The organism is Clostridium sp. AF50-3 (assembly GCF_003477445.1).
Lineage (GTDB): Bacteria > Bacillota > Clostridia > Lachnospirales > Lachnospiraceae > Otoolea > Otoolea fessa.
Genome location: NZ_QUDH01000009.1, coordinates 86,652 through 108,300, shown reverse-complemented (window position 1 = coordinate 108,300; position 21,649 = coordinate 86,652). Strand labels below are relative to the sequence as shown.

The 21,649-nt window shown below is 48.1% G+C and carries 16 protein-coding genes and 1 pseudogene; 5 read left to right on the top strand and 12 right to left on the bottom strand.

Annotated elements, in window-relative coordinates; translation table 11 throughout:
* The first annotated feature begins 178 nt into the window (after window positions 1-178).
* From DW085_RS11385 to DW085_RS11375, 3 genes and pseudogenes are all read left to right on the top strand, one after another.
* Window positions 179-2,582 (top strand): annotated as a pseudogene (locus tag DW085_RS11385) (endonuclease MutS2).
* Window positions 2,583-2,647: 65 nt separating this feature from the next.
* Window positions 2,648-3,361, top strand: a complete 714-nt coding sequence (locus tag DW085_RS11380; RefSeq protein ID WP_118492835.1) for a response regulator transcription factor — start codon at window positions 2,648-2,650, stop codon at window positions 3,359-3,361.
* A gap of 52 nt (window positions 3,362-3,413) precedes the next feature.
* Window positions 3,414-4,832 carry a HAMP domain-containing sensor histidine kinase gene (locus tag DW085_RS11375; RefSeq protein ID WP_118492833.1) on the top strand — a complete coding sequence of 473 codons (1,419 nt, stop codon included), beginning with the start codon at window positions 3,414-3,416 and terminating at the stop codon, window positions 4,830-4,832.
* A 29-nt stretch (window positions 4,833-4,861) separates the two neighbouring features.
* Here the strand turns inward: DW085_RS11375 and DW085_RS11370 are convergent, their stop codons facing one another.
* The 7 genes from DW085_RS11370 to DW085_RS11340 form a co-directional block, all read right to left on the bottom strand.
* Entirely contained in the window at window positions 4,862-5,494 is a 633-nt protein-coding gene (locus DW085_RS11370) for a helix-turn-helix domain-containing protein (protein ID WP_022358806.1), read from the bottom strand.
* On the bottom strand, window positions 5,475-6,152 hold the full coding sequence (locus DW085_RS11365; protein WP_107001858.1) for a DUF3990 domain-containing protein: 678 nt from the start codon (window positions 6,150-6,152) through the stop codon (window positions 5,475-5,477). Before DW085_RS11365 ends, DW085_RS11370 begins: the two co-directional genes overlap by 20 nt.
* Before the next feature lie 225 nt (window positions 6,153-6,377).
* Window positions 6,378-7,862, bottom strand: coding sequence for an L-serine ammonia-lyase, iron-sulfur-dependent, subunit alpha (locus tag DW085_RS11360; RefSeq protein WP_207663894.1), 1,485 nt, complete (start codon window positions 7,860-7,862; stop codon window positions 6,378-6,380).
* A gap of 208 nt (window positions 7,863-8,070) precedes the next feature.
* Complete coding sequence (locus DW085_RS11355) at window positions 8,071-9,357, bottom strand: TRAP transporter large permease (protein ID WP_118469282.1); 1,287 nt, start codon at window positions 9,355-9,357, stop codon at window positions 8,071-8,073.
* A gap of 9 nt (window positions 9,358-9,366) precedes the next feature.
* On the bottom strand, window positions 9,367-9,885 hold the full coding sequence (locus DW085_RS11350) for a TRAP transporter small permease (protein ID WP_118469284.1): 519 nt from the start codon (window positions 9,883-9,885) through the stop codon (window positions 9,367-9,369).
* Window positions 9,886-9,960: 75 nt separating this feature from the next.
* Entirely contained in the window at window positions 9,961-11,025 is a 1,065-nt protein-coding gene (locus tag DW085_RS11345; RefSeq protein ID WP_118492831.1) for a TRAP transporter substrate-binding protein, read from the bottom strand.
* Between the two features lie 103 nt (window positions 11,026-11,128).
* On the bottom strand, window positions 11,129-12,169 hold the full coding sequence (locus DW085_RS11340; protein WP_207663893.1) for a proline racemase family protein: 1,041 nt from the start codon (window positions 12,167-12,169) through the stop codon (window positions 11,129-11,131).
* 364 nt (window positions 12,170-12,533) lie between these two features.
* Here DW085_RS11340 and DW085_RS11335 point away from each other — a divergent pair, with 364 nt between their 5' ends.
* Window positions 12,534-13,643: a helix-turn-helix transcriptional regulator gene (locus DW085_RS11335; protein WP_118492829.1), complete on the top strand. Its 1,110-nt coding sequence runs from the start codon at window positions 12,534-12,536 to the stop codon at window positions 13,641-13,643.
* Window positions 13,644-13,707: 64 nt separating this feature from the next.
* Here the strand turns inward: DW085_RS11335 and DW085_RS11330 are convergent, their stop codons facing one another.
* A complete protein-coding gene (locus DW085_RS11330; RefSeq protein ID WP_118472544.1) occupies window positions 13,708-14,067 on the bottom strand; it encodes a DUF1622 domain-containing protein in 360 nt (119 codons plus the stop codon).
* A gap of 277 nt (window positions 14,068-14,344) precedes the next feature.
* Between DW085_RS11330 and DW085_RS11325 the strand changes: the two genes are divergently transcribed.
* Window positions 14,345-15,331, top strand: a complete 987-nt coding sequence (locus DW085_RS11325; RefSeq protein ID WP_182430874.1) for an ornithine cyclodeaminase family protein — start codon at window positions 14,345-14,347, stop codon at window positions 15,329-15,331.
* A gap of 156 nt (window positions 15,332-15,487) precedes the next feature.
* Here the strand turns inward: DW085_RS11325 and glyA are convergent, their stop codons facing one another.
* The 4 genes from glyA to clpB form a co-directional block, all read right to left on the bottom strand.
* Window positions 15,488-16,735, bottom strand: coding sequence for a serine hydroxymethyltransferase (gene glyA / locus DW085_RS11320; protein ID WP_022358816.1), 1,248 nt, complete (start codon window positions 16,733-16,735; stop codon window positions 15,488-15,490).
* A 151-nt stretch (window positions 16,736-16,886) separates the two neighbouring features.
* Window positions 16,887-18,035 (bottom strand): FprA family A-type flavoprotein, encoded by a 1,149-nt coding sequence (locus tag DW085_RS11315; RefSeq protein ID WP_118492825.1) that lies wholly within the window; start codon window positions 18,033-18,035, stop codon window positions 16,887-16,889.
* A 129-nt stretch (window positions 18,036-18,164) separates the two neighbouring features.
* Window positions 18,165-18,608 (bottom strand): ribose 5-phosphate isomerase B, encoded by a 444-nt coding sequence (gene rpiB, locus DW085_RS11310; protein ID WP_022358818.1) that lies wholly within the window; start codon window positions 18,606-18,608, stop codon window positions 18,165-18,167.
* Between the two features lie 210 nt (window positions 18,609-18,818).
* On the bottom strand, window positions 18,819-21,410 hold the full coding sequence (gene clpB, locus DW085_RS11305; RefSeq protein ID WP_107001854.1) for an ATP-dependent chaperone ClpB: 2,592 nt from the start codon (window positions 21,408-21,410) through the stop codon (window positions 18,819-18,821).
* Window positions 21,411-21,649: the final 239 nt, after the last annotated feature.

Below are 21,649 nucleotides of genomic sequence, written 5' to 3'. Positions count from 1 at the left end.
GCAAGAAAAAAGTGCGAATGCTTGGCTAGACGGCGGGGAATGTGATATAATGTGAACACTTGACGAGGTCTTTTCGAGTCTAGTGAGAACTTATACCTGACCACTTAATGAGGTCTTTCACGAATTTAGTGGTCACGGTATCATGTGAACACCATTTAAATAAGAGGATTACCACAACATGAATGAAAAAGCATTAAAAACTCTCGAATATACAAAGATCATCGACCAGCTCACGGAGTACGCCTCCACGGAGATGGGAAAACAGATGTGCCGGGAACTGCAGCCGTCCTGTGATCTGGGGACGATCCGGCAGAGCCAGACGGAGACGACCGATGCCCTGACGCGCGTCCGCATGAAGGGAAGTCTCTCCTTCGGCGGCGTGAAGGATGTGCGTGGTTCCATGAAACGTCTGGAAATCGGAAGTTCCCTGGGGATCCCGGAGCTTCTCTCTGTCAGCTCCCTGCTGACAGTCGCTGCCCGCGCGCAGAGCTACGGACGCCATGAGAAATCCGAAGAATTTCCAGATGATTCCCTTGATGAGCGCTTCCGCGCCCTGGATCCGCTGACGCCGGTCAACAATGAGATCAAGCGCTGTCTGCCATCCGAGGATGAGGTCAGCGATGACGCAAGTCCGGGACTTGCCAAAGTGCGCCGCTCCATGAAGATCGTGGGCGGACGCGTCCATACCCAGTTAAATTCTATTTTAAATTCCAGCCGGACCTATTTACAGGATGCCGTCATCACAATGCGCGACGGGCGCTATTGCCTGCCGGTCAAGGCTGAGTATAAATCCCAGGTTCCAGGCATGGTGCACGACCAGTCCTCGACCGGTTCGACTGTATTTATCGAGCCGCTCGCGATCGTCAAGCTGAACAACGAACTGCGCGAGCTGGAAATCCAGGAAAAACGGGAAATTGAGTTCGTTCTGGCAGCTCTTTCCAGCCAGCTTATGCCTTACACCGACGCGATCCTCTCGGATCTTTCGATTCTGGCAGAGCTCGATTTCATTTTCGCAAAGGCAGCTCTTTCCCGCCACTATAACTGCGTGGAACCGAAATTTAACAACAAACGGTATATCAATATCAAGGACGGACGCCATCCGCTCTTAAATCCGAAACAGGTCGTTCCGATCAACATCTGGGTTGGCGATTCGTTTGACCTTCTGATTGTGACGGGTCCAAACACGGGTGGTAAAACCGTTTCTTTAAAAACCGTCGGACTCTTTACCCTGATGGGGCAGTCAGGACTCCATATCCCGGCATTTGAGGGATCCGAGCTGGCTGTTTTTGACAATGTATTTGCCGACATTGGCGATGAGCAGAGCATTGAGCAGAATCTGAGTACATTCTCCGCCCATATGACGAATATCGTTTCGATTTTAAACGAGGCGGACGCCAATTCGCTCTGTCTCTTCGATGAGCTCTGTTCCGGTACCGACCCGACTGAGGCGCGGCGCTGGCGATTGCGGTTTTAAATTTCCTGCACAACATGACCTGCCGGACGATCGCAACCACGCATTACAGCGAATTAAAAGTCTTTGCGCTGACCGCGCCAGGCGTTGAAAATGCCTGCTGCGAGTTCAACGTCGAGACTCTCCGCCCGACCTACCGCCTGCTCATCGGTATTCCAGGAAAAAGTAATGCATTTGCCATTTCCCGCAAGCTGGGGCTGCCGGATTATATCATCGACGAGGCGAAAAACCAGATGGAGCAGAAGGACGAATCCTCGAGGATCTGCTTGCCAATCTGGAAAACAGCCGCGTGACCATTGAAAAAGAGCGCGAAGAGATCGCCTCCTATAAACAGGAGATTGAAACGCTGAAGAACCGCCTCCAGCAGAAGGAAGAACGTTTCTCCGAGCAGAAGGAAAAAATGCTTTCCAAAGCCCGCGAGGAAGCTCAGAAGATCCTTCAGGATGCGAAGGACACCGCCGATCAGACGATCCGCAACATCAACAAGCTTGCCAAGTCTTCCGGCGTCAATAAAGAACTGGAAGCTGAGCGGACCAAGCTGCGCGGCAAGATCCAGGATGTAGACAAGAAACTGGCAGTTAAGAAAACCGCCGCACCGAAAAAAGCCGTTTCCGCGAAAAAGCTGCGTCTCGGCGATACCGTGCGCGTTCTCTCGATGAATTTAAAGGGAACCGTCAGCTCCCTGCCGAACGCCAAGGGCGATCTGTATGTACAGATGGGAATTCTGCGCTCCCTCGTCAATATCCGCGATCTGGAAATGGTCGAGGAAGCATCCATCACCGGACCGGGACTTTCCGGCACGCATACGGGCGGTTCCCGCGGATCCGGAAGCGGAAGCAGCAAGATCAAGATGTCCAAGTCCTTCAGCGTATCGCCGGAGGTCAACCTGATTGGCATGACCGTCGATGAGGCGATCCCGGTACTAGACAAATACCTGGATGATGCCTACCTGGCGCATCTTCCGCAGGTCCGCGTCGTACATGGTCGTGGAACCGGCGCTTTGAAAGCGGGCGTACACCGCCACTTGAAGAAATTAAGCTATGTCAAGGAATACCGGCTTGGCGAGTTTGGCGAAGGCGATACAGGCGTTACAATCGTGACATTTAAATAAGAAATATCCATAACTGTGAAGGTACTGAACAGTTACAAATATCCAAAAAAACAGGAGGAATCAACATGGCTGAAAAGCAGCGCATTCTCATCGTAGATGACGACTACAACATTGCTGAACTAATCTCACTTTACCTGACGAAAGAATGTTTTGAAACGAAAATTGTCGGAGACGGGGAAGAAGCTCTCCGGGTATTTCCCGAATTTCAGCCCAACCTGATTCTCCTTGATCTGATGCTTCCGGGCATCGACGGCTATCAGGTCTGCCGGGAACTGCGAAGCACCTCCCAGGTGCCAATCATCATGCTCTCCGCCAAGGGCGAAATCTTTGATAAGGTGCTGGGGCTGGAGCTGGGCGCCGATGACTACATGATCAAACCATTCGATTCGAAAGAGCTGGTTGCCAGAGTCAAAGCCGTTCTGCGGCGCTACCAGCTGCCGGCGCAGATGCCTGCATCGTCCGTGACCGAACAGCATGGCAATTTTGTCGAATATCCGGATCTCATCGTCAACCTGACGAACTACTCCGTCATTTACAACGGACACTCGATCGAGCTGCCGCCGAAGGAACTGGAACTGCTCTATTTCCTCGCGTCCTCACCAAACCAGGTATTCACAAGGGAGCAGCTTCTCGACCATATCTGGGGATATGAATACATCGGTGACACGCGGACGGTAGATGTCCATATCAAGCGGCTCCGTGAAAAAATCAAGGGCAACGACAAGTGGGCGCTGACGACCGTCTGGGGGATTGGATATAAATTTGAGGTAAAACGGTAACTGTTAGTAAAGGAACTGAACTGTTGCGCGAAGAGGTAACCGGAGGTTTACCATGAAATCAAACCACTACACACATTCTCTTTATTATAAACTGCTGATCGGCTATCTCATCTTCGGTCTGCTTGGATTCATCACGATCGCGACCATCTCATCTGAGATGACCTACCACCATCTGGTGGAACGCGAATCGGAGGTTCTGTATGACGAGGCGACAATGATTGCCGATCGTTGTAGCAAAGCCTACGAGGGCAAAACCATCAATCTCGACTCGGCATACCCACAGATCGAGGCGGTTTCCGCCTATCTGCAGTCGGATATCTGGATCCTGAACCATGAGGGCACCATCGTTGCGGACAGCAGCGACAGTCGTACCGGCATCGCAATCGACGATTTCGACCCGACCGCACAGGGCAACCGGCTCTATTCCATCGGACAGTATTACAACCTGTTTGACAGCAAAGTACTCTCCGTTTCCGCCCCGATCACAGGCAATATGAAGACCTACGGCTACATCGTGATTCATATGCCAATCCAGAACATTGAGGCGGAACAGAACGGATTTCTAAATATTATTTACATAACATCGATCATCCTGTTCTTCCTATCCCTGGTGGTGCTTCTTGTTTTTACAAAAGTGGTCTATTTCCCGCTCAAAAAGATTACGGTCGCAGCCAATGAATATGCAGCCGGAAACCTGGCACACAATATCCCGATTACCACCCACGACGAGATCGGCTATCTCGCCAGCACATTAAACTATATGTCCAGCGAGTTAAATGAAATGGAACAGTACCAGCACAATTTCATCGCGAACGTATCGCACGATTTCCGCTCGCCGCTGACCTCCATCAAGGGCTATCTCGAGGCGATTCTCGACGGCACAATCCCGCAGGAACTCTATCATAAATACCTGCACATCGTCATTTCCGAAACCGAACGCCTCAACAAGCTGACCCAAGGCATGCTGACACTCAACTCCTTGGACAGCAAAGGCTACTTAACCCGGACAAATTTCGATATCAACCGGACGATCAAGGATACCGCCGCAACCTTCGAGGGCACGTGCAGCGCGAAAGGCATCACGTTTGACCTGACCTTTGCGGATAGCATCCAGATGGTCTACGCCGATCTCGGAAAAATCCAACAGGTTCTCTACAACCTGATCGACAACGCGATCAAATTCAGCCACGAGGATTCGATCATTTACATCCAGACCTCCATCCGGTATGAAAAAATCTTCATTTCCGTCAAAGACACCGGCATCGGCATCCCGAAGGACAGCCAGAAGAAAATCTTTGAACGTTTCTACAAGACCGACTTATCGCGCGGAAAAGATAAAAAGGGGACCGGACTGGGGCTTGCGATTGTCAAAGAGATTGTTCAGGCACATGGGGAAAATATCGACGTTGTCAGCACCGAGGGCGTGGGGACGGAATTTATTTTTAGTCTGCCGAAGGCGACTGCGCTATAGCAAATTGAAACTGTCCAATTCCTTCGCAATTACAGCAAATCTTCCATCTGGCATCCCAGTGACCGTGCAAGCGCACGCACGGTTTCTGCGGATGCTTTTTGAATCTTCTTTTTTCCCTGTTCATACTGCTGAATACTCCGCAGCGTAACCCCCGATTGCTCTGAAAGATCCTTTTGGGTATATCCCGCCATCTTCCGGATCCGCCGCAACGCGTTTTTCCCCTGCTCTTTTCTTCGAATGATTCTGTCTGCCGCCTCAACAAATTTATCCTCCGGAGCTTCATGAAGTGCCGGATACATTTCCACAACCTCCCGGACCGGAAGCCCTGCTTCAATTTCCTTAAATTTCTTCTCACTGTACCACTGATAATACGCCAGTATCCAGCCACTCCAATACTCTCTGGAACAGGTAAATTCTACCTGCGGTTCCGGCAGTTCGTCCTTTTTTCCCGCTTTTCGAAGCACTTCCTCCGCAAGCTCCGTTCCAGAAAAGCCGCTCACTACTCTTGGTACACCTTCCCCAAATTTTTCTGCATACCCGGTTGTAAGAAACAATTTCCAAAAATCTTCCAGATCCATCCCACAGGCATTGACCGCATAATCTGTCATTTCCCCCAGATTCCTCATCGCATCATCCAGATATTCAATCCCATAAGCGCTCATCCTCAGCCGACACCTCCCCTCGAATCAAATCCCGCATATAAATACCGTCGATATCATCCTCTTCCACCTTTTTCCGGTATGCATTTCTAGCTTGCTCATCTCTGGCTCTTCGTTTTACATAATATTCCACTGAATCTACTCCTTCATAAGAAAGAAAGTGTATCGCCTGAAATGCCTTCTGACTCTTTAATACATACTGCTCTCCCAATTTTCCCAGCCGCATCGCATACGAAAGCTGCTCTAACGATATTTCATTATTTACAAACGCCCTTGCAAATGAAAAATACGAATCATCCGCCCGGTACCCAATCACCACATCATATCCGTCCACATCCGGGAGGAAATGTTCCAGCAGCCACTCTCTTCCCCGTTTCATGACCGCCGAAGAAAGGCGGATTTTCCGGTATTTCATCAAAATCGCCAGCCAATGAAGAACGCTGTAGTGCTTCTCCATCAAATTTAAAATCAAAAGACCGGTTTCATCCATTTCATACTGATTCACATAGCCGTCCTCCCGCTCGGCGCACGACCACTCCTTCGCCAGCTCCAGACTCTCCGTACAATAAAAGCCCTGTCCGTAGTCATTATAGACCTTTCCCTGACCATACATAGGAGTAGAAATAATTTCCAAGGAACCGTGATATAAAATTTTTCTCATTCTGAGGAACCTCCTTATCTATTATGGGAGCAAGTAGAAACATGTGGTATATAAAAAATAGATTCGTTTTAATGGAAATAACTCTATAGAGATATTTTTATTAATATTATATCTCTATAGAGTTATTTAATCAATTTTTATTTCAGATCTTAAAAAGATATGCCACCTTACAGTACGCACCTTACACAAACTGTAACTGTCCTTTCACGATGTTTCGAATTACACCTACCGCGCCTCTTCCCCCGGAAAATGCGCGTCGGACCGCTTCAGAATCTCCCGGGCAGTCTTTGTCTTTCCAAGACCACCAAAGGTACAACGCAGTTCCAGCGGCAGCGACAGACCGATCTCATAGATCGCGCCGATCGTCTCATCCAGCGGGATCACCTTGTCGTAGCCTGCCAGAATCATATTGGCGCTGGCGAGCGCATTGCTTCCGCCCATGATATTTTTGCCGAGGCACGGCCATTCAACACGGTTTCCAACCGGATCGCAGGCAAGTCCTGTGATGTTCTGGAGTCCTACAGACGCCGCATCCATACAATTTTCGATGGTTCCGCCCATCATCGCCGTGAGTGCCGCCGCTGCCATACCAGAACCGGCACCGCACTCTACCTGACATCCTGCTACTTCCGCCGAAAACGTCGCTTCCTCTGCGAAAAAGACACCGACCAGACCCGCAACCAGAAGCCCCTGTACTACCGTTTCTCTCGGAAGTAACAGCGCCCGCGCCAGTCCGATGACCGTTCCCGGCAGGCATCCGCAGGAACCACAGGTCGGTGCCGCTACGATCACGCCCATGGAGCTCTTGCTTTCCATCACCGCCGTGATACAGCGGATGATCTCATTAACAATCGGATCCGGAATCAGGCGTCCTGCCTGCTCGGCTGCTGCCACCTTGCTGACCTGCTCGCCCAGAATACGGTCCTGATATTTCGTCCCGGCTAATCCCGTCTCAACCGCCTGTTCCATGACCGACAGAATCTGTTCCATCTGATGGTAAACCGCTTTCTTCGACTGACCGCCCCGACAGGCCTCATATTCCAACGCATACTCCCAGGAATCCATCGGATGCTCTTTCGCATAATCAACCAGGGCGGCTGCCGTCGAAAATGGAACCTGACACGTACTGCTGGAATGCGTCGGAAGCACCGGTTCAAGATAGCACGCCTGACCGACACCCGCCACACCGCGGACGGCTTGAATCACCTCTTTTGTCAGCGGAACAGCTAATTTCCAATTATATAAAATCTGACCTTCCTTCTGATCGCTCTGGAAAAATTCAACATCCGGCAAAAGTGCTTCTATCTTTTCCCTAATTCCCGGTGCCACCTCCGCAATCACCAGAAGCTCATAGAAATCTCCGGCTATCTGCACCGAAAATTCCTCGTATTTCTGCATCTCGACCATACCGCCGCCGACTGCGATCGCCTCCCAATGCACGACATTTCCATTCTGGTCCCAGACCTCTGCCCGGTAATTGCCCGGATGCTCTGCCCCATAATCAAGGATCCGGTATTCGATCTCCAATCCCCGTTCTTTCGCAATCGCCTCATACTGTGCGACATCCGGCGCATCCAGCTCCATATTCAAAAGCCCGCTGGCAAATCCCATATCCGTTCCGTGTCCCGTGTGCGATGCCGCCAGCGCACCATTGACATCAAAATCAACAATCGCTTTTTTCACCGGTGCATCCAGAGATTGCCGGATCATGGAGCGATCCGCGCCGCCCCCGCCACATGGGAACTGGAAGGTCCGCGCATCACCGGACCGAGTACATCATTGAAGATACTGCAGGGTAGTTTTTCCATGGTTTGTCCTCCTTTTTGTATCAATCATTCCATGTTTTTTATTCATCATTTTTGATTCGTGTTTTTGTAAAGGAAAAGGGAACGTCCAACTTCAACGTCCCCTCTCGTTTCTATCGTCCCATTAAAATAAATGGAATTCTGGATACTACCGGAACATTCGTAATAATCGCTAATGCTGCCAGCATCGCTACCAGGAATGGTATTGCATTTCGAACCGTATCTCCAAATTTACATCTTGCAATATTGGTTGCCGTGTATAAGCAGACACCTACCGGCGGAGTTGCCAGACCGATGGTCAGGTTCAGGCAGACAATCATACCAGTCTGAATCGGGTCAACGCCCAGGCTTGCCATCGCCGGTGCCAGAATCGGCGCTACCAGCATGATTGCCGGAGCACTATCCATAAACATACCAACAACCAGAAGAACCAGATTGACCAGTAACAGTTTCACTGCTAAAGAAGTATGAAGACCAACCAGCATATTCGTTACAGAAACTGCCCATCTCTCATTGGAGATAACCCATCCAAACAGATAGCAGCCGCCGACAATCAGCATAACCGTACCACTGTCGATCGCGCTGTCGATAATCGATTTCCAGAGCTCTTTCCAGCCAACGGTCCGGTATACAAATGCCGACAAAATCAGGGAATAAAGAACCGCTGCCGCCGCTGCCTCGGTCGGAGTAAAGAAACCACCCATGATACCGCCAACAACGATGATCGGAAGTCCGATACATGGAAGTGCCTGTCTGGTTGCTTCCCATTTTTCCTTCCAGCTTGTCTTAGGACCTGCTGAAAAATCACGTTTCACTGCAAATACATAAACAACCAGCATCATGATAATACCCATCAGGATACCCGGTACTACTCCGGCGATAAACATATCGCCAACGGATACCTTCGCTGCCGCACCGTAAATAACGAATGCCAGACTCGGTGGGATAATCGGGCAGCAGCAGGATGCACACGCGGTCAGACCTGCTGTAAACGCCGGATCATACTTTTCATCCTTCATTGCCGGAATCATCAGGCATCCAACTGCCGCCGTACCAGCTACCGCCGAGCCTGAAACTGTACCAAACATCATACATACCAGGATGTCTACCATCGCCAGACCACCCTTGATATGTCCAACGAATGCCTGTGCGAAACGAACCAGACGCATGGTAATACCGCCGTGATTCATAATATTTCCTGCCAGAGCGAAGAATGGAAGACAAAGCATGGTAAAACTATTAATACCATAGATAATTCGCTGCGGAACCAACGCCAGGTTGGCATCACCGGTACTTAAAAGCGCATAGGAGACCGTCGCTACGATCAATACAAAAGCAATCGGAACGCCTAATGCAAGAAACAAGAAAAAGCTTCCAAATAAAATTATACTGCTGAACATATTGACCTCCTACTCTTCATCCCCCGGAAGAGGAATCTTTTTCGCTTCCCCGTAACATATATTTTCAAGAAGCTGCACAAATGTATAATAAATCATAATGAGACCGCTGACCGGAAGGGCTGCATAAAAGAGCGCCAGCGAAACCTTGATCGTCGTTCCCAGATGTGGAATCTGTGCAACTGTATAGTTCCAACCTGAAATTGTAAATAAAACAAGTGCAAATAATAAAATCACATCCGCCAGAACCAGCATAAACTGACGTGTTTTTCCATGGCACAAGTTAATTACCATGTCAACACCGATATGAAGCAGATGACGGCTTGCTACGGCACTGCCAAGCATCGTGGTCCAAACGAAGATATAACAGGAGAACTCCGTTGCCCATGGCATCGTAGCTCCAAACCATCGCAAAATAAACTGGCCGATTACCGCGATACATAAAGCAATTGACGTAACCCCTAATGCAACTCTGGCAACCGTATTGATCACGTCGCCAATCTTGTGAAGTTTTTCAATCAATCCTGCCATTTTTCTCCCCTCTTTGTAAATGTACTCCCGAAAACAGGCTCCGGGAGTACATGATAGTTCAAAAATTATTGTACTTTATTTCGCTGCGCGAACCATCTCAACCAGACCTTCCCAGGTCGGATGTGCCGCGTACATTTTATCATATACCGGAGCAACTTTTTCTTTCCATGCATCAATATCAGTCGGACGTGTTACGGTATAACCTTTTTCTTCATACTCAGTAATCTTTGCCTCGTCATTTTCCAGGAACCAAGCTCTCTGCTCTTCGCCTGCTTTTATAGCTGACTCTTTCACGAGTTTCTGGTCTTCTTCGCTTAAACCCTCATACCATTTTGAAGAAGCAACAATGATACCGCTGGAATAGTAATGATGAATATCGCAGATATTATTAACAACCTCAATATAACCATCTGCTACTGCATATAATGCACTATTGTCTGTTCCATCTACAACGCCATTCTGAAGTCCTGTGAACTGCTCGCCAGATGCCAATGCAACCGGTGTAGCACCAAGTGCTTCGTAGGTTGCCACGCAAACTTCATTCTGCATGGTTCTCATACGAACGCCCTTCATATCATCTACGGTATTAATTGTCTTATCTTTAGTCAGGATATTTCTCCAGCCATCCTCATGGAAACCAAGTCCTGTAATTCCATCAACCGCGCTTAACTGTTCCAGAAGGGAATTGCCAAATTCTCCCTCCAGCGCTTTATTGACATTATCCTCATCCTCAAACAGGAATGGAAGCTCAAAAATGCCTAAATCTGGTACAAATCCGCCCAGTGCACCAGTTCCTACCCAGCCGATTTCCAGGTTATTATTCTGAACCATCTCAACACACTCAACCTCGTCGGTTGTCATATCGCCTGCATAAACCTCTACTTTAATCCGTCCGTTGCTGCCCTCCTCGACCAGCTTTTTAAAAGCATTCGCACCGTAATCATACGGAGAACCGGTTCCACATACATGTGCTACACGGATCGTCATCTCCGCTCCGGAAGTATCTACGCTGGAACCACTATCTGCTGCTTCGGTTCCGGCTGCAGATGCGGATGAAGAAGAATTTCCGCCTGAACACCCCGCCATTGCCATCGCTCCGATTACCAATGCCATCGTACCGCAAAGCCATCTCTTTTTCATAAAGTATCCTCCTTTATACTGTTTTTATGTGAACTCCCGAGGTACTTCTTTCCCTCAGAAGTACCTCCCTGTACCTTTAAACTCTTATTTTGTTTCTATCAATTTAGCCTAATAAGAAACCTTCCGGGAATGGATCGTCCGGATCGAATAACCATGTACTCTCTCCCATCACAAACGCCCGTCCGCTGATCTCCGGTACTACTGCCGGAATTCCTGCCACCTCTGTCTCTTCAACGATATGGCAGTGGAATAAACTTCCAATCAGGCTCTCATGCACAAACGGCTGTCCGACTGCCAGCTTTCCTTCCGCATGAAGAAGTGCCATCTTCGCTGATGTACCGGTTCCGCAAGGGCTTCGGTCAATCGCTGACGGGGGAATGACAACTGCATTTTTTACATCCGAAACCCCTTCTGTACCCGGTTCGAAAAATTCCACATGCGTTACCTGGTTCATGATTTCCAGATACGGATGCTTGACTGTTACCTGCTCATTGATAAACTTTTTAAGATAATTTCCTTTTTCGACAATCTCTTTTGCATTTTCTTTATCCAGCTTTAAGCCCATTGCCGATGCCGGTACTAACGCAAATACATTTCCGCCGTATGCGATGTCTAACGGAATCTCACCATATCCAGGAACCTGTACCTTTACATCCCGATTCATCACAAATGCCGGGGCATTTTTAAAGGATACCCGCACCGCCTTGCCATCTTTCACCTCAATTTTCACTTTTACCAGTCCAGATGGTGTATCTAAGGTCGCATATGTATACGGTTCCTCCGCTTTTAAGAGTCCGCTTTCAATCAGTGCCGTTGAAACTCCGATCGTATCATGTCCGCACATCGGCATCCAGTTTCCAACCTCGTAATATAAAACACCAAAATCTGCCTCCGGATTGCACGGCTTGGTAACAATCGTTCCGGACATTACGTCATTTCCACGCGGTTCAAAACAAATTGCTTTTCTCATCCAGTCCTGTTCCTGCATCATATAGAGCATCTTTTCTTCCATCGTGTTCCCCGGAATTTCCGGAAATCCCGATAAAATGGTTCGGGTTGGCTCTCCCTCTGTATGTGTCTCGATACAGGTTACTGCCTTTCTCCCCTTAATCTCCTGCAAACAAAATTCATTCTTTTTTTCCATAGGCTCCTCCGTATTAAAAATTTTGTCCGTTCTCTTTCAGTTTTCTGAAATCTCGTTGTTAAAATCATATCATGATGAAACTTTCAAAAAACATCATTTTTAATACAAAGTTTTTTGTGTTTTGGTTATTATGATGCATGACGTCAGTTAACGGTAGATACTTTCGGTTCTATCATAGTATACTTTTGGATACTTTTTCTATTTTCAAAGTTTTTCCACTTGCAATAATCATAACAACATTTTATTATGCTTTATATATTATCAGTCTATTAAAAATAGTTTAAAACAATAGTTGGACTATAGTCTAGTATTGATTCCATTTTGTTTTCACTAATTGAATACTCACGGGAAAGGAGGCATCTTCATGAGTGCTGAAAATCTTTTTACAACATCACGAATTGAAAACGTCAATCAGATCATTGCTGAACTTTACGACGATTCAATTCTTCTTGAAAAACGGATGGAGAGTTTTTTCCTGAACCTGAACAATATTGTTTTCTTTGAAAAAGCAAATTTTTTGTTTTACCAAAAGCAGGGACAGAATTACAAAACCCATTCCATCTACACCATCAACTGGAATGATGAACAGAAACGGCGGTATCAGGAAGAATACTGCCATATGGATGATGTTCTGTCGATTCTGGACTCCGACAGCAATGTAACTTTCCTGACTAACCAGCTGTTCAATCAGGAGGTTCGAAAAAATTCTCTTTATTTTCAGGAATTTCTACTTCCCATGGGGCTGCATGATTCCATTGAAACGAATTTTTCGATTCGGAACCGGGATCTGCGGGGTGTGTTTTCCATCCACCGATCCAACGATAAAAAAAATTTCCTGCCAAATGAATTAAGCCTTGTCCGGTTATTCCAGCCGCATTTCTGCAACGTATTTAAAAATTACGGGCGGGAGCTCAACATCGGACGGGCATTTCATGTACTGGAAAATTACAACTGCATCGGAATCGGCTGTTTTGACGATAAACTGAATTTTATCGGGTGCAACACAACCTACCATACATACATGGAGAATCATGGATTTGCAGATTTATCCAACAACCCCATTTCCAATTGTTTTCGCTCTCTTTGCCGTCAGCTGCTCCGTTCTGGAAGCATTACCGGACAAAATATCGAATACAAGATGGAAAACAGCCCTTTGTTTCTGGAGGTAAGCCGCTCCCATCTTAAGGAGGGACCAGACAACGACTGCTTTGTATGTCTGTTCTTCGATTTATCCTATGTGATGGATCGTACTCTTTCCCAGATCAGCCGGGATTTTTCCCTGACGGACCGAGAAGTAAATGTTTTAAGCCTTTTACTGCGCGGCTATTCCAACGATCAGATATCTTCCACCCTCTTCGTCAGCATCCCTACTGTCAAAAAGCATCTGGCTTCCATTTATTCCAAAATGGAAATCAAAAGCCAGAAGCAAATTCTGGAACGCCTTCATTTCTACGACAAATATTTTTCGCATTAATCTTGTTTAACCACGAAAAAAGGGAGTCCGCTCATCCTGCAGACTCCCTTTTTCGTGCCCCTTTTTACTCTAGCTTTCCTCCTTGCTCTTCCTGGGTTTCTCTTTTTTCGTTCTTGATCTCCCAATGAATCAAAAATGTAAGCATTGCCCGAAGGACAATGATGGCTCCCAAAATTCCAAGTTCCGACCATTCCCGTACCACAACCGTCCTGAGTACCTCGCCGCCCATCTTAAATTCCAACGCCAGCGCAATTCCCTGTGCCAGATTCAGGCGGATCAGCTGACGCTTGTTTCGTATCCACTGAACAAAGCAGGATACCGCTGTCGAAACCAGCACAATGATTCCAAACAATTCTAGCACGACCGTGCATATCTGTACCAAATTCTCTAACAACCAGTCTAATACTTTAATTACTTCTCCCATTACCCCTTCCTTTCCAGGTATTCTTCCTTTCTCGCTTGTACTAATTTTATCCATTTCCTGTAGCTCAGTAAATGCATAAACCCACTGAACCGCTACAATTTTCTTTACTATACACGCCCCATTTCAAATATGCAACTTGATTTTTATTCTGTTTTCATCTTGACAATGAAACGTGAAACTGCTACAATCCAGCTATACAAACCACATTTGATTTGTGATAAATCTATTTTTAGTATATATGTTTTATTTCATTCATAAATATTCAGGAGGTTTTGATATGTTATTTCTCAGCGAACAAGAAATGTGGCAGTCCGTCACCTTAGAGGATGTCATGGACGCGATCGAAGATGCGTATGCGATTCACAAAAGCGGCAATTATAAGATGCCGGATCGTTTTATCGCACAGCGTGATAAAAATATGATGCTCTATATGCCGTGTTTTCTGGATTCCGTCATCGGTACAAAGATGTTATCCGAATTTCCGGACAATCCCTCTCTGGGAATTCCGTATCTGAACGGACTTATGATTTTAAATAACGCAAAGACCGGTCTGCCGAAGGCGATTATGAACGGAAGTGTCCTGACCGCAATGCGGACCGGTGCGGTCGGCGGTGTCGCACTGCGCTATCTGGCTCCAGAGGATGCTGCCTCAGTTGGTCTGGTTGGCTGCGGTATGCAGGGACTACACCAGCTTCTCTACGCCTGCGAGGTGCGCCCGATCACAGATATTTATCTGTATGACGCATACGCTAAGGATCTTTCCGGCTTTATCGAGCGCTTATTGGCGCGTCTGGCATCGTTTGGAAAAAACGCCATCCAGATTCATACCTGCGCGGATACCCGTGAACTGGCTGAGTACAGCCGCGTCCTGATCTCCGCCACCCAGGCGGTCGATCCGGTCTACCCGGATGATGAAGAGCTGCTTCGCGGCAAATGCTTTGTTGCCATCGGCTCCTGGCGTCCGGAACGGCGCGAACTGCCGGATGCGGTGTGGAAACTCGTCAAGAACGTGTACACCGAGCTTCCGTATGCCTGCGAGGAGAGCGGCGATCTGAAAATTCCGCTGGAAAAGGGCGTTCTGACACAGGAGCGCGTCCACTTTATCGAGGATCTGATCGAAGATACCAAGCAGGGACATCCGCATGAGCAGAACGAGACCCGCTGCTTTAAATCAGTCGGCATGGGACTCTTTGATGTGCGGACGGCACAGCTTATCTATGAAAAAGCATTGGAAAAAGGAATTGGACAAAAACTTAATTTCTAGAAAAAATGGTTGGTATAGAAAAGGCTGTATCACCTACCGCGCACTTCCATGCGGCAGGCAATACAGCCTTTTTCTTATTGTTATATGTGCATTAATTTTCCAGCATTTTTCTGAATCTATAGACCGGCAAATTTTTCGCTCCATATTCTTCTCTACTTATTTATATAACGGATACTTCTCACACAGCTTCGTCACTTCCGCACGGATGTAATCAGCCTTGTTCTCAAAGTCGGTAGCTGCCAGCCAGATGCACTCTGCAATCACTTCCATGTCCTCTTCTTTCAGTCCACGGGTGGTAACAGCCGGAGTACCGATGCGGACACCAGAAGTAACAAACGGGCTTCTCGGGTCGTTCGGAACGGTGTTTTTGTTCAGGGTGATGTATACTTCATCGCAGCGGTTCTGCAGCTCTTTACCGGAAATATCCATGCCGCGCAGATCAACTAACATCAGGTGGTTATCGGTTCCGCCGGTTAGAATCTTGAATCCCTGCTTCTGAAGTGCGGCTGCCAGCGCTGCTGCATTCTTCTTTACCTGAAGCTGATACTCTTTAAATTCTGGTTTCAGCGCCTCGCCGAAGCAGACTGCCTTGCCAGCAATGATGTGCTCTAACGGACCGCCCTGGGTTCCCGGGAAAATCGCCTTGTTGAAGTTGAACTTCTCAGCTGCTTCCTTATTTGCCAGAATCAGACCACCTCTCGGTCCGCGCAGTGTCTTATGAGTGGTTGTCGTAACAACATCTGCATACGGAATCGGGCTCTGGTGAAGACCGGCTGCTACCAGACCAGCGATATGAGCCATATCGACCATCAGGTATGCGCCTACTTTGTCTGCAATTTCACGGAAACGTTTGAAATCAATCTCTCTTGCATAGGCACTTGCACCTGCAATGATCAGCTTCGGTTTTGCTTCCAGTGCAATGCGCTCTACCTCTTCGTAATCAATCACGCCATTGTCATCGACACCATACGGCACAATGTTGAAATATAAACCGGAGAAATTGACAGGGCTTCCGTGTGTCAGATGTCCGCCGTGATCCAGATTCATGCCCATAACAGTATCACCCGGTTTCAGCATTGCGATAAATACCGCCATGTTTGCCTGCGCGCCGGAATGCGGCTGTACGTTTGCATAATCACAGCCAAACAGTTTTTTCGCTCTCTCGATCGCGATGGACTCTACAACATCGACACACTGGCATCCGCCGTAGTAACGTTTTCCCGGATATCCCTCCGCATATTTGTTGGTTAATACCGATCCCATCGCCATCATAACCGGCTCCGATACAATATTCTCCGACGCGATCAGCTCCAGGTTTCTTCTCTGACGGGCTGCCTCTGCTTCAATGGCTTCTCCCACTTCCGGGTCTGCCTCTGTAATGAACTTCATTACCTCATCTACCATGTCTGTTTCTCCTATTCTTTTTCTGTCATCCATACAAAATCATCAAGTGGATTTTTCATATATAAATATAAAACCACACTTTTGTCTCTCCGGATTTTTTATTTAAAAAAGCCTTTTTCAGGTCTCATTAAATACTGTCACCAGACGCTTCTTATGCCAGCAGCGCTTCCGCCATCTGCTCCAGCGACGGAATATCGCTCTCCTTGAGCGCCCCGCGAACCGTAACGATCGGTTCAACCACCGTGATCTCCTTCATCGCATCCAGCATTCCCTTCATCGTGCGCGCTGCACTCGGCGCCCAGGAACCGTTTTCAATCAGGGCAACGGTGCGTTTCTGGTAATTCTTGCTCTGTAAGTGGTGCAGGAAATCTGCCATAACCGGCATCACACCCGCGTCATAGGACGGTGCTGCCAATACAATTTTTCCATACCGGAATGCATCTTCCAGCGCCTCCGCCATATCACCGCGCGCCAGATCCGCGATTGCCACCTTCGGGCATCCTTTTTTCTCAAGAATTTCCTTGCATTTCTTCGCCGCATCCTCGGTGTTGCCATGCAGGGACGCATATGCGATAAATACACCCTCAGACTCAACGCCGTAGCTGCTCCAAATCTGGTATTTTTCAAGCACATGACCGATCGTTTCTTTCAGAACCGGTCCATGCAGCGGGCAGATAATCTGGATCTCAAGACCGGCTGCTTTCTTAAGAAGTGCCTGCACCTGCATTCCATATTTTCCTACAATATTGAAATAATACCGTCTCGCCTCGCAGTCCCAGTCCTCATCCACATCAAGCGCACCGAACTTGCCGAAACCGTCGGCGCTGAACAGCACCTTGTCGAAGGAATCATAGCTTACCATAACTTCCGGCCAGTGTACCATCGGTGCCATGATGAACGTCAGCTCATGGCGCCCCAGTTTCAGGGTATCGCCCTCCTTGACCGTCAGCGCACGGCTGGTATCAAGATCAAAGTACAGTTTCAGCATCGGAAATGTCTTCGCATTGCCTACCAGTGTGATTTCCGGGTACCGTTCTACGACTGCCTGGATACTTGATGCATGATCCGGCTCCATGTGGCTGATTACCAGATAATCCGGGGTTCTTCCAGCCAGTGCGGTTTCCAGATTTCCCAGAAATTCCGTCTGTTTGCGCTTGTCTACCGTATCCATGATCGCGATCTTTTCATCCATAATCACGTATGAGTTATATGAAATACCATTTGGCACCTGATGCTGCCCCTCAAACAAGTCAATGTCATGGTCGTTTACACCGATGTAGCGAATATCTTCTGTGATCATTTCCTGCTTCCTCCTGTTCTTTTCGCAGCTGCTCCATCTCTTTACAGCTGCCTCTTTTTGTTCTCACAGGCATCCCGCATCCTGCTGTCAGCCTGCCTTATGATTTCATCCGTTACCTCTGACTCTGAATCAGTCTTTCTCCTCAATCGCCATAATCATATCCACGCGTCTCTGATGGCGTCCGCCCTCAAATTCTGCGTTGATCCACTCGTCAACGATCATCTTCGCAAGCTCACTTCCTACCACGCGGGCGCCGAAGCAGAGTACATTGGCATCGTTGTGGCGGCGGGACATCACCGCTGTGTACGGCTCGCTGCATACGCAGGCGCGCACGCCTTTTACCTTGTTAGCTGCCAGTGAAATACCAAGACCGGTACCGCAGATTGCGATACCCAGATCGGCTTCGCCGGAAACAACTGCACGGCCTACCTTCTCTCCGTAAACTGGATAATCACAGCTCTCGCTGCTGTCTGTACCCAGATTTAACACTTCGATTCCTTTTTCTTTCAGGAAATCCACAATAATGTTCTTCAGTTCTACCGCCGAATGGTCATTTCCAATCGCAATTTTCATCTCATCTTCTCCTCATCTGACTGACTTCCGGAACAAATGATATAGTCCGGTCATTATGGAATCATTTTAGTAAAGTTGCCGGGCAATGTCAAGACTGTGAAAATCTCAGAAATACATAAAAAGAGCGCAGAGGAAGCTCTTTCGCACTTCTCCGCGCCCTATTGTTTCTTCTATATAATAGTTATAAATCCGCCGTAAGACGTTTTCCGCTTACGCGCTATGGACAGCCGAAGCCGTCAGCTTGCCATCCGAAAGCCCGATCTCTATCGTATCGCCCGCACGGACGCCGTCCGCCAGAATCAGCTTCGCTGCCAGTGTCTCAACGTTCTTCTGCAGGTACCGTTTCAGCGGTCTTGCACCGTAAACCGGATCGTAGCCATTTTCAATGATGAAATCCTTTGCCTCGTCCGTCAGGGCAATCTTTAACTCCTTATCCGCCAGACGTTTGTTGACATCTGCAATCAGAAGCTCAATGATGCCTCCGATGTTGCCTTTCGTCAGCGGCTTAAAGAGAATAATCTCATCCAGACGGTTCAGGAACTCAGGACGGAAGTGAGCTCTCAAGTCATGCATAACGGAGCTTTCCGCCTCCGGCTTGATCTGTCCCTTTTCATCGATGCCGTCCAGCAGATACTGGGAACCGATGTTGGAGGTCATAATCAGGATCGTATTCTTGAAATCGACAGTTTTGCCGGTCGAATCCGTGATACGTCCATCATCCAGAACCTGCAGCAGGACGTTAAATACATCCGGGTGCGCTTTCTCAACCTCATCGAAGAGGACAACAGAATACGGTTTGCGCCGTACTGCCTCGGTCAGCTGACCGCCCTCGTCATATCCGACATATCCTGGCGGCGCTCCGATCAGACGGGAAACGGAATGTTTCTCCATGTATTCACTCATATCGATACGAACCATGTTGTTCTCATCATCAAACAATGCCTCCGCCAGCGCTTTTGCAAGCTCTGTCTTGCCGACACCGGTCGGACCTAGGAACAGGAACGAACCGATTGGTTTCGTCGGATCCTTGATGCCCGCTTTGGAACGGATAATCGCCTCCGTTACCTTGGTAACGCCCTCATCCTGTCCGATGACACGTTTATGCAGCAGTTCGTCCATATGCAGGGTCTTGCTACGCTCGCTCTCGGTCAGTTTGGCAACCGGAATACCGGTCCACTTCGAAATAATCCGGGCAATCTCATCCTCGGTGACACTCTCATGTACCAGACTGAGATCCTGATTTTTCACTTTCTCTTCCTCTTCCGCCAACTGTTTCTGCAGTTCCGGCAGCTTGCCGTACTGGAGTTCAGCCGCTTTGTTTAGGTCATATGCCTGCTGCGCTGCCTGAATCTCGCCATTTACATGCTCAATCTCTTCACGCAGTTTGGACAGCTTATCAACGGAAGATTTTTCATTCTCCCACTGGGCTTTCTGGGTCGAAAAGCTGCTCTTGAGCTCTGCCAGTTCTTTCTGCAGTTCTGCCAGGCGATCCTGACTTAAGCGGTCAGTCTCTTTCTTAAGCGCAGCCTCTTCAATCTGCAGCTGCATGATACGTCTCGACAGTTCATCCAGCTCCGCCGGCATTGAATCCATCTCTGTCTTGATCATCGCGCACGCTTCATCAACCAGATCGATCGCCTTATCCGGAAGGAAACGATCCGTGATATAACGATCCGAGAGAATTGCCGCCGATACAAGCGCAGAGTCGGTAATCTTGACCCCGTGGTAAACCTCATATCTCTCTTTCAGACCACGCAGAATGGAAATCGTATCTTCCACGGTCGGCTCATCAACGTGAACCGGCTGGAAACGACGTTCCAGAGCTGCGTCTTTTTCGATGTATTTACGGTACTCATCCAGGGTCGTCGCACCGATACAGTGCAGTTCACCTCTCGCCAGCATAGGCTTCAGCATATTCCCGGCGTCCATCGCGCCCTCGGATTTGCCCGCGCCGACGATCGTATGCAGCTCATCGATAAACAGAATAATCTGTCCCTCGCTCTTCTTGACCTCGTCAAGCACCGCTTTCAGTCTCTCTTCGAACTCGCCGCGGTACTTCGCGCCCGCCATCAGAGCTCCCATATCCAGAGCAAACAATTTCTTGTCCTTCAAGCCCTCCGGGACATCGCCGCGCACGATACGCTGTGCCAGTCCTTCGACAACGGCTGTCTTACCGACGCCAGGTTCACCAATCAGAACTGGGTTGTTTTTCGTCTTTCTGGAGAGAATCATAACCACATTACGGATCTCACCGTCACGGCCGATGACCGGATCGAGCTTCTGATCTCTCGCACGTTCCACCAGATCGTAACCGTATTTATTTAAAGTGTCATACGTTGCCTCCGGATTATCGCTGACAACACGCTGGTTGCCGCGCACTGTCGAAAGCGCCTGCAAAAAGCTCTCTTTCGTAATGCCGTAGAGACGGAACAGTTCTTTGACCGCCTTATTCGGCTGTTTTAACATCGCCAGAAATAAGTGCTCGACGGAAACATACTCGTCCCCCATCGCCTTGGCTTCGTCCTCCGCGTTCACCAGCACCTTGTTGGCATCGTTGGAGAAATACACCTGACCGCCGGATACCTTCGGCAGCTTTCCAATCGCCTGCTGCACCTCATCACGGAACTGGTCGCCCGAGATTCCCATCTTTGTTATTAATTTAAAAATCAAGCTGTCTTCCACAGTCAAAAGACTGTACAGCAAATGTTCCTGATCAATCTGCTGGTTTCCATATTCATACGCCAGCTTTTCCGTATTTTGAACGGCTTCCAGAGACTTCTGGGTAAATTTACTGATATTCATAAACCTGCCTCCTTTCGAACAATCTGTGAAAACCTTTTGGTCTTCTTTTGTTCTAGCAGTAATATAACACTTGTTGTTAGCACTGTCAAGTGTAGAGTGCTAATTTTTTATGAAGAATTTGTGAAATTTTTTTTTAAAATTTTCATGTAAGCATATCTTTCTTGCTGATTTACCTGTTTTATGTTACATTTATTATCAACAACTCGATCTGTTTTTTAACTATAAACCCTGCATTTACA

Bases quoted from the DNA above. Each gene is read 5' to 3' on its own strand.
- DW085_RS11380 (WP_118492835.1), top strand. From the start codon at position 2,648: ATGGCTGAAAAGCAGCGCATTCTCATCGTAGATGACGACTACAACATT.
- DW085_RS11355 (WP_118469282.1), bottom strand. From the start codon at position 9,357: ATGTTCAGCAGTATAATTTTATTTGGAAGCTTTTTCTTGTTTCTTGCA.
- DW085_RS11375 (WP_118492833.1), top strand. From the start codon at position 3,414: ATGAAATCAAACCACTACACACATTCTCTTTATTATAAACTGCTGATC.
- glyA (WP_022358816.1), bottom strand. From the start codon at position 16,735: ATGGTAGATGAGGTAATGAAGTTCATTACAGAGGCAGACCCGGAAGTG.
- DW085_RS11350 (WP_118469284.1), bottom strand. From the start codon at position 9,885: ATGGCAGGATTGATTGAAAAACTTCACAAGATTGGCGACGTGATCAAT.
- DW085_RS11365 (WP_107001858.1), bottom strand. From the start codon at position 6,152: ATGAGAAAAATTTTATATCACGGTTCCTTGGAAATTATTTCTACTCCT.
- clpB (WP_107001854.1), bottom strand. From the start codon at position 21,410: ATGAATATCAGTAAATTTACCCAGAAGTCTCTGGAAGCCGTTCAAAAT.
- DW085_RS11345 (WP_118492831.1), bottom strand. From the start codon at position 11,025: ATGAAAAAGAGATGGCTTTGCGGTACGATGGCATTGGTAATCGGAGCG.
- DW085_RS11335 (WP_118492829.1), top strand. From the start codon at position 12,534: ATGAGTGCTGAAAATCTTTTTACAACATCACGAATTGAAAACGTCAAT.
- DW085_RS11315 (WP_118492825.1), bottom strand. From the start codon at position 18,035: ATGATCACAGAAGATATTCGCTACATCGGTGTAAACGACCATGACATT.
- DW085_RS11360 (WP_207663894.1), bottom strand. From the start codon at position 7,862: ATGATCCGGCAATCTCTGGATGCACCGGTGAAAAAAGCGATTGTTGAT.
- DW085_RS11340 (WP_207663893.1), bottom strand. From the start codon at position 12,169: ATGGAAAAAAAGAATGAATTTTGTTTGCAGGAGATTAAGGGGAGAAAG.
- rpiB (WP_022358818.1), bottom strand. From the start codon at position 18,608: ATGAAAATTGCGATTGGAAATGACCATTCGGCGGTAGAACTGAAGAAC.
- DW085_RS11325 (WP_182430874.1), top strand. From the start codon at position 14,345: ATGTTATTTCTCAGCGAACAAGAAATGTGGCAGTCCGTCACCTTAGAG.
- DW085_RS11370 (WP_022358806.1), bottom strand. From the start codon at position 5,494: ATGAGCGCTTATGGGATTGAATATCTGGATGATGCGATGAGGAATCTG.
- DW085_RS11330 (WP_118472544.1), bottom strand. From the start codon at position 14,067: ATGGGAGAAGTAATTAAAGTATTAGACTGGTTGTTAGAGAATTTGGTA.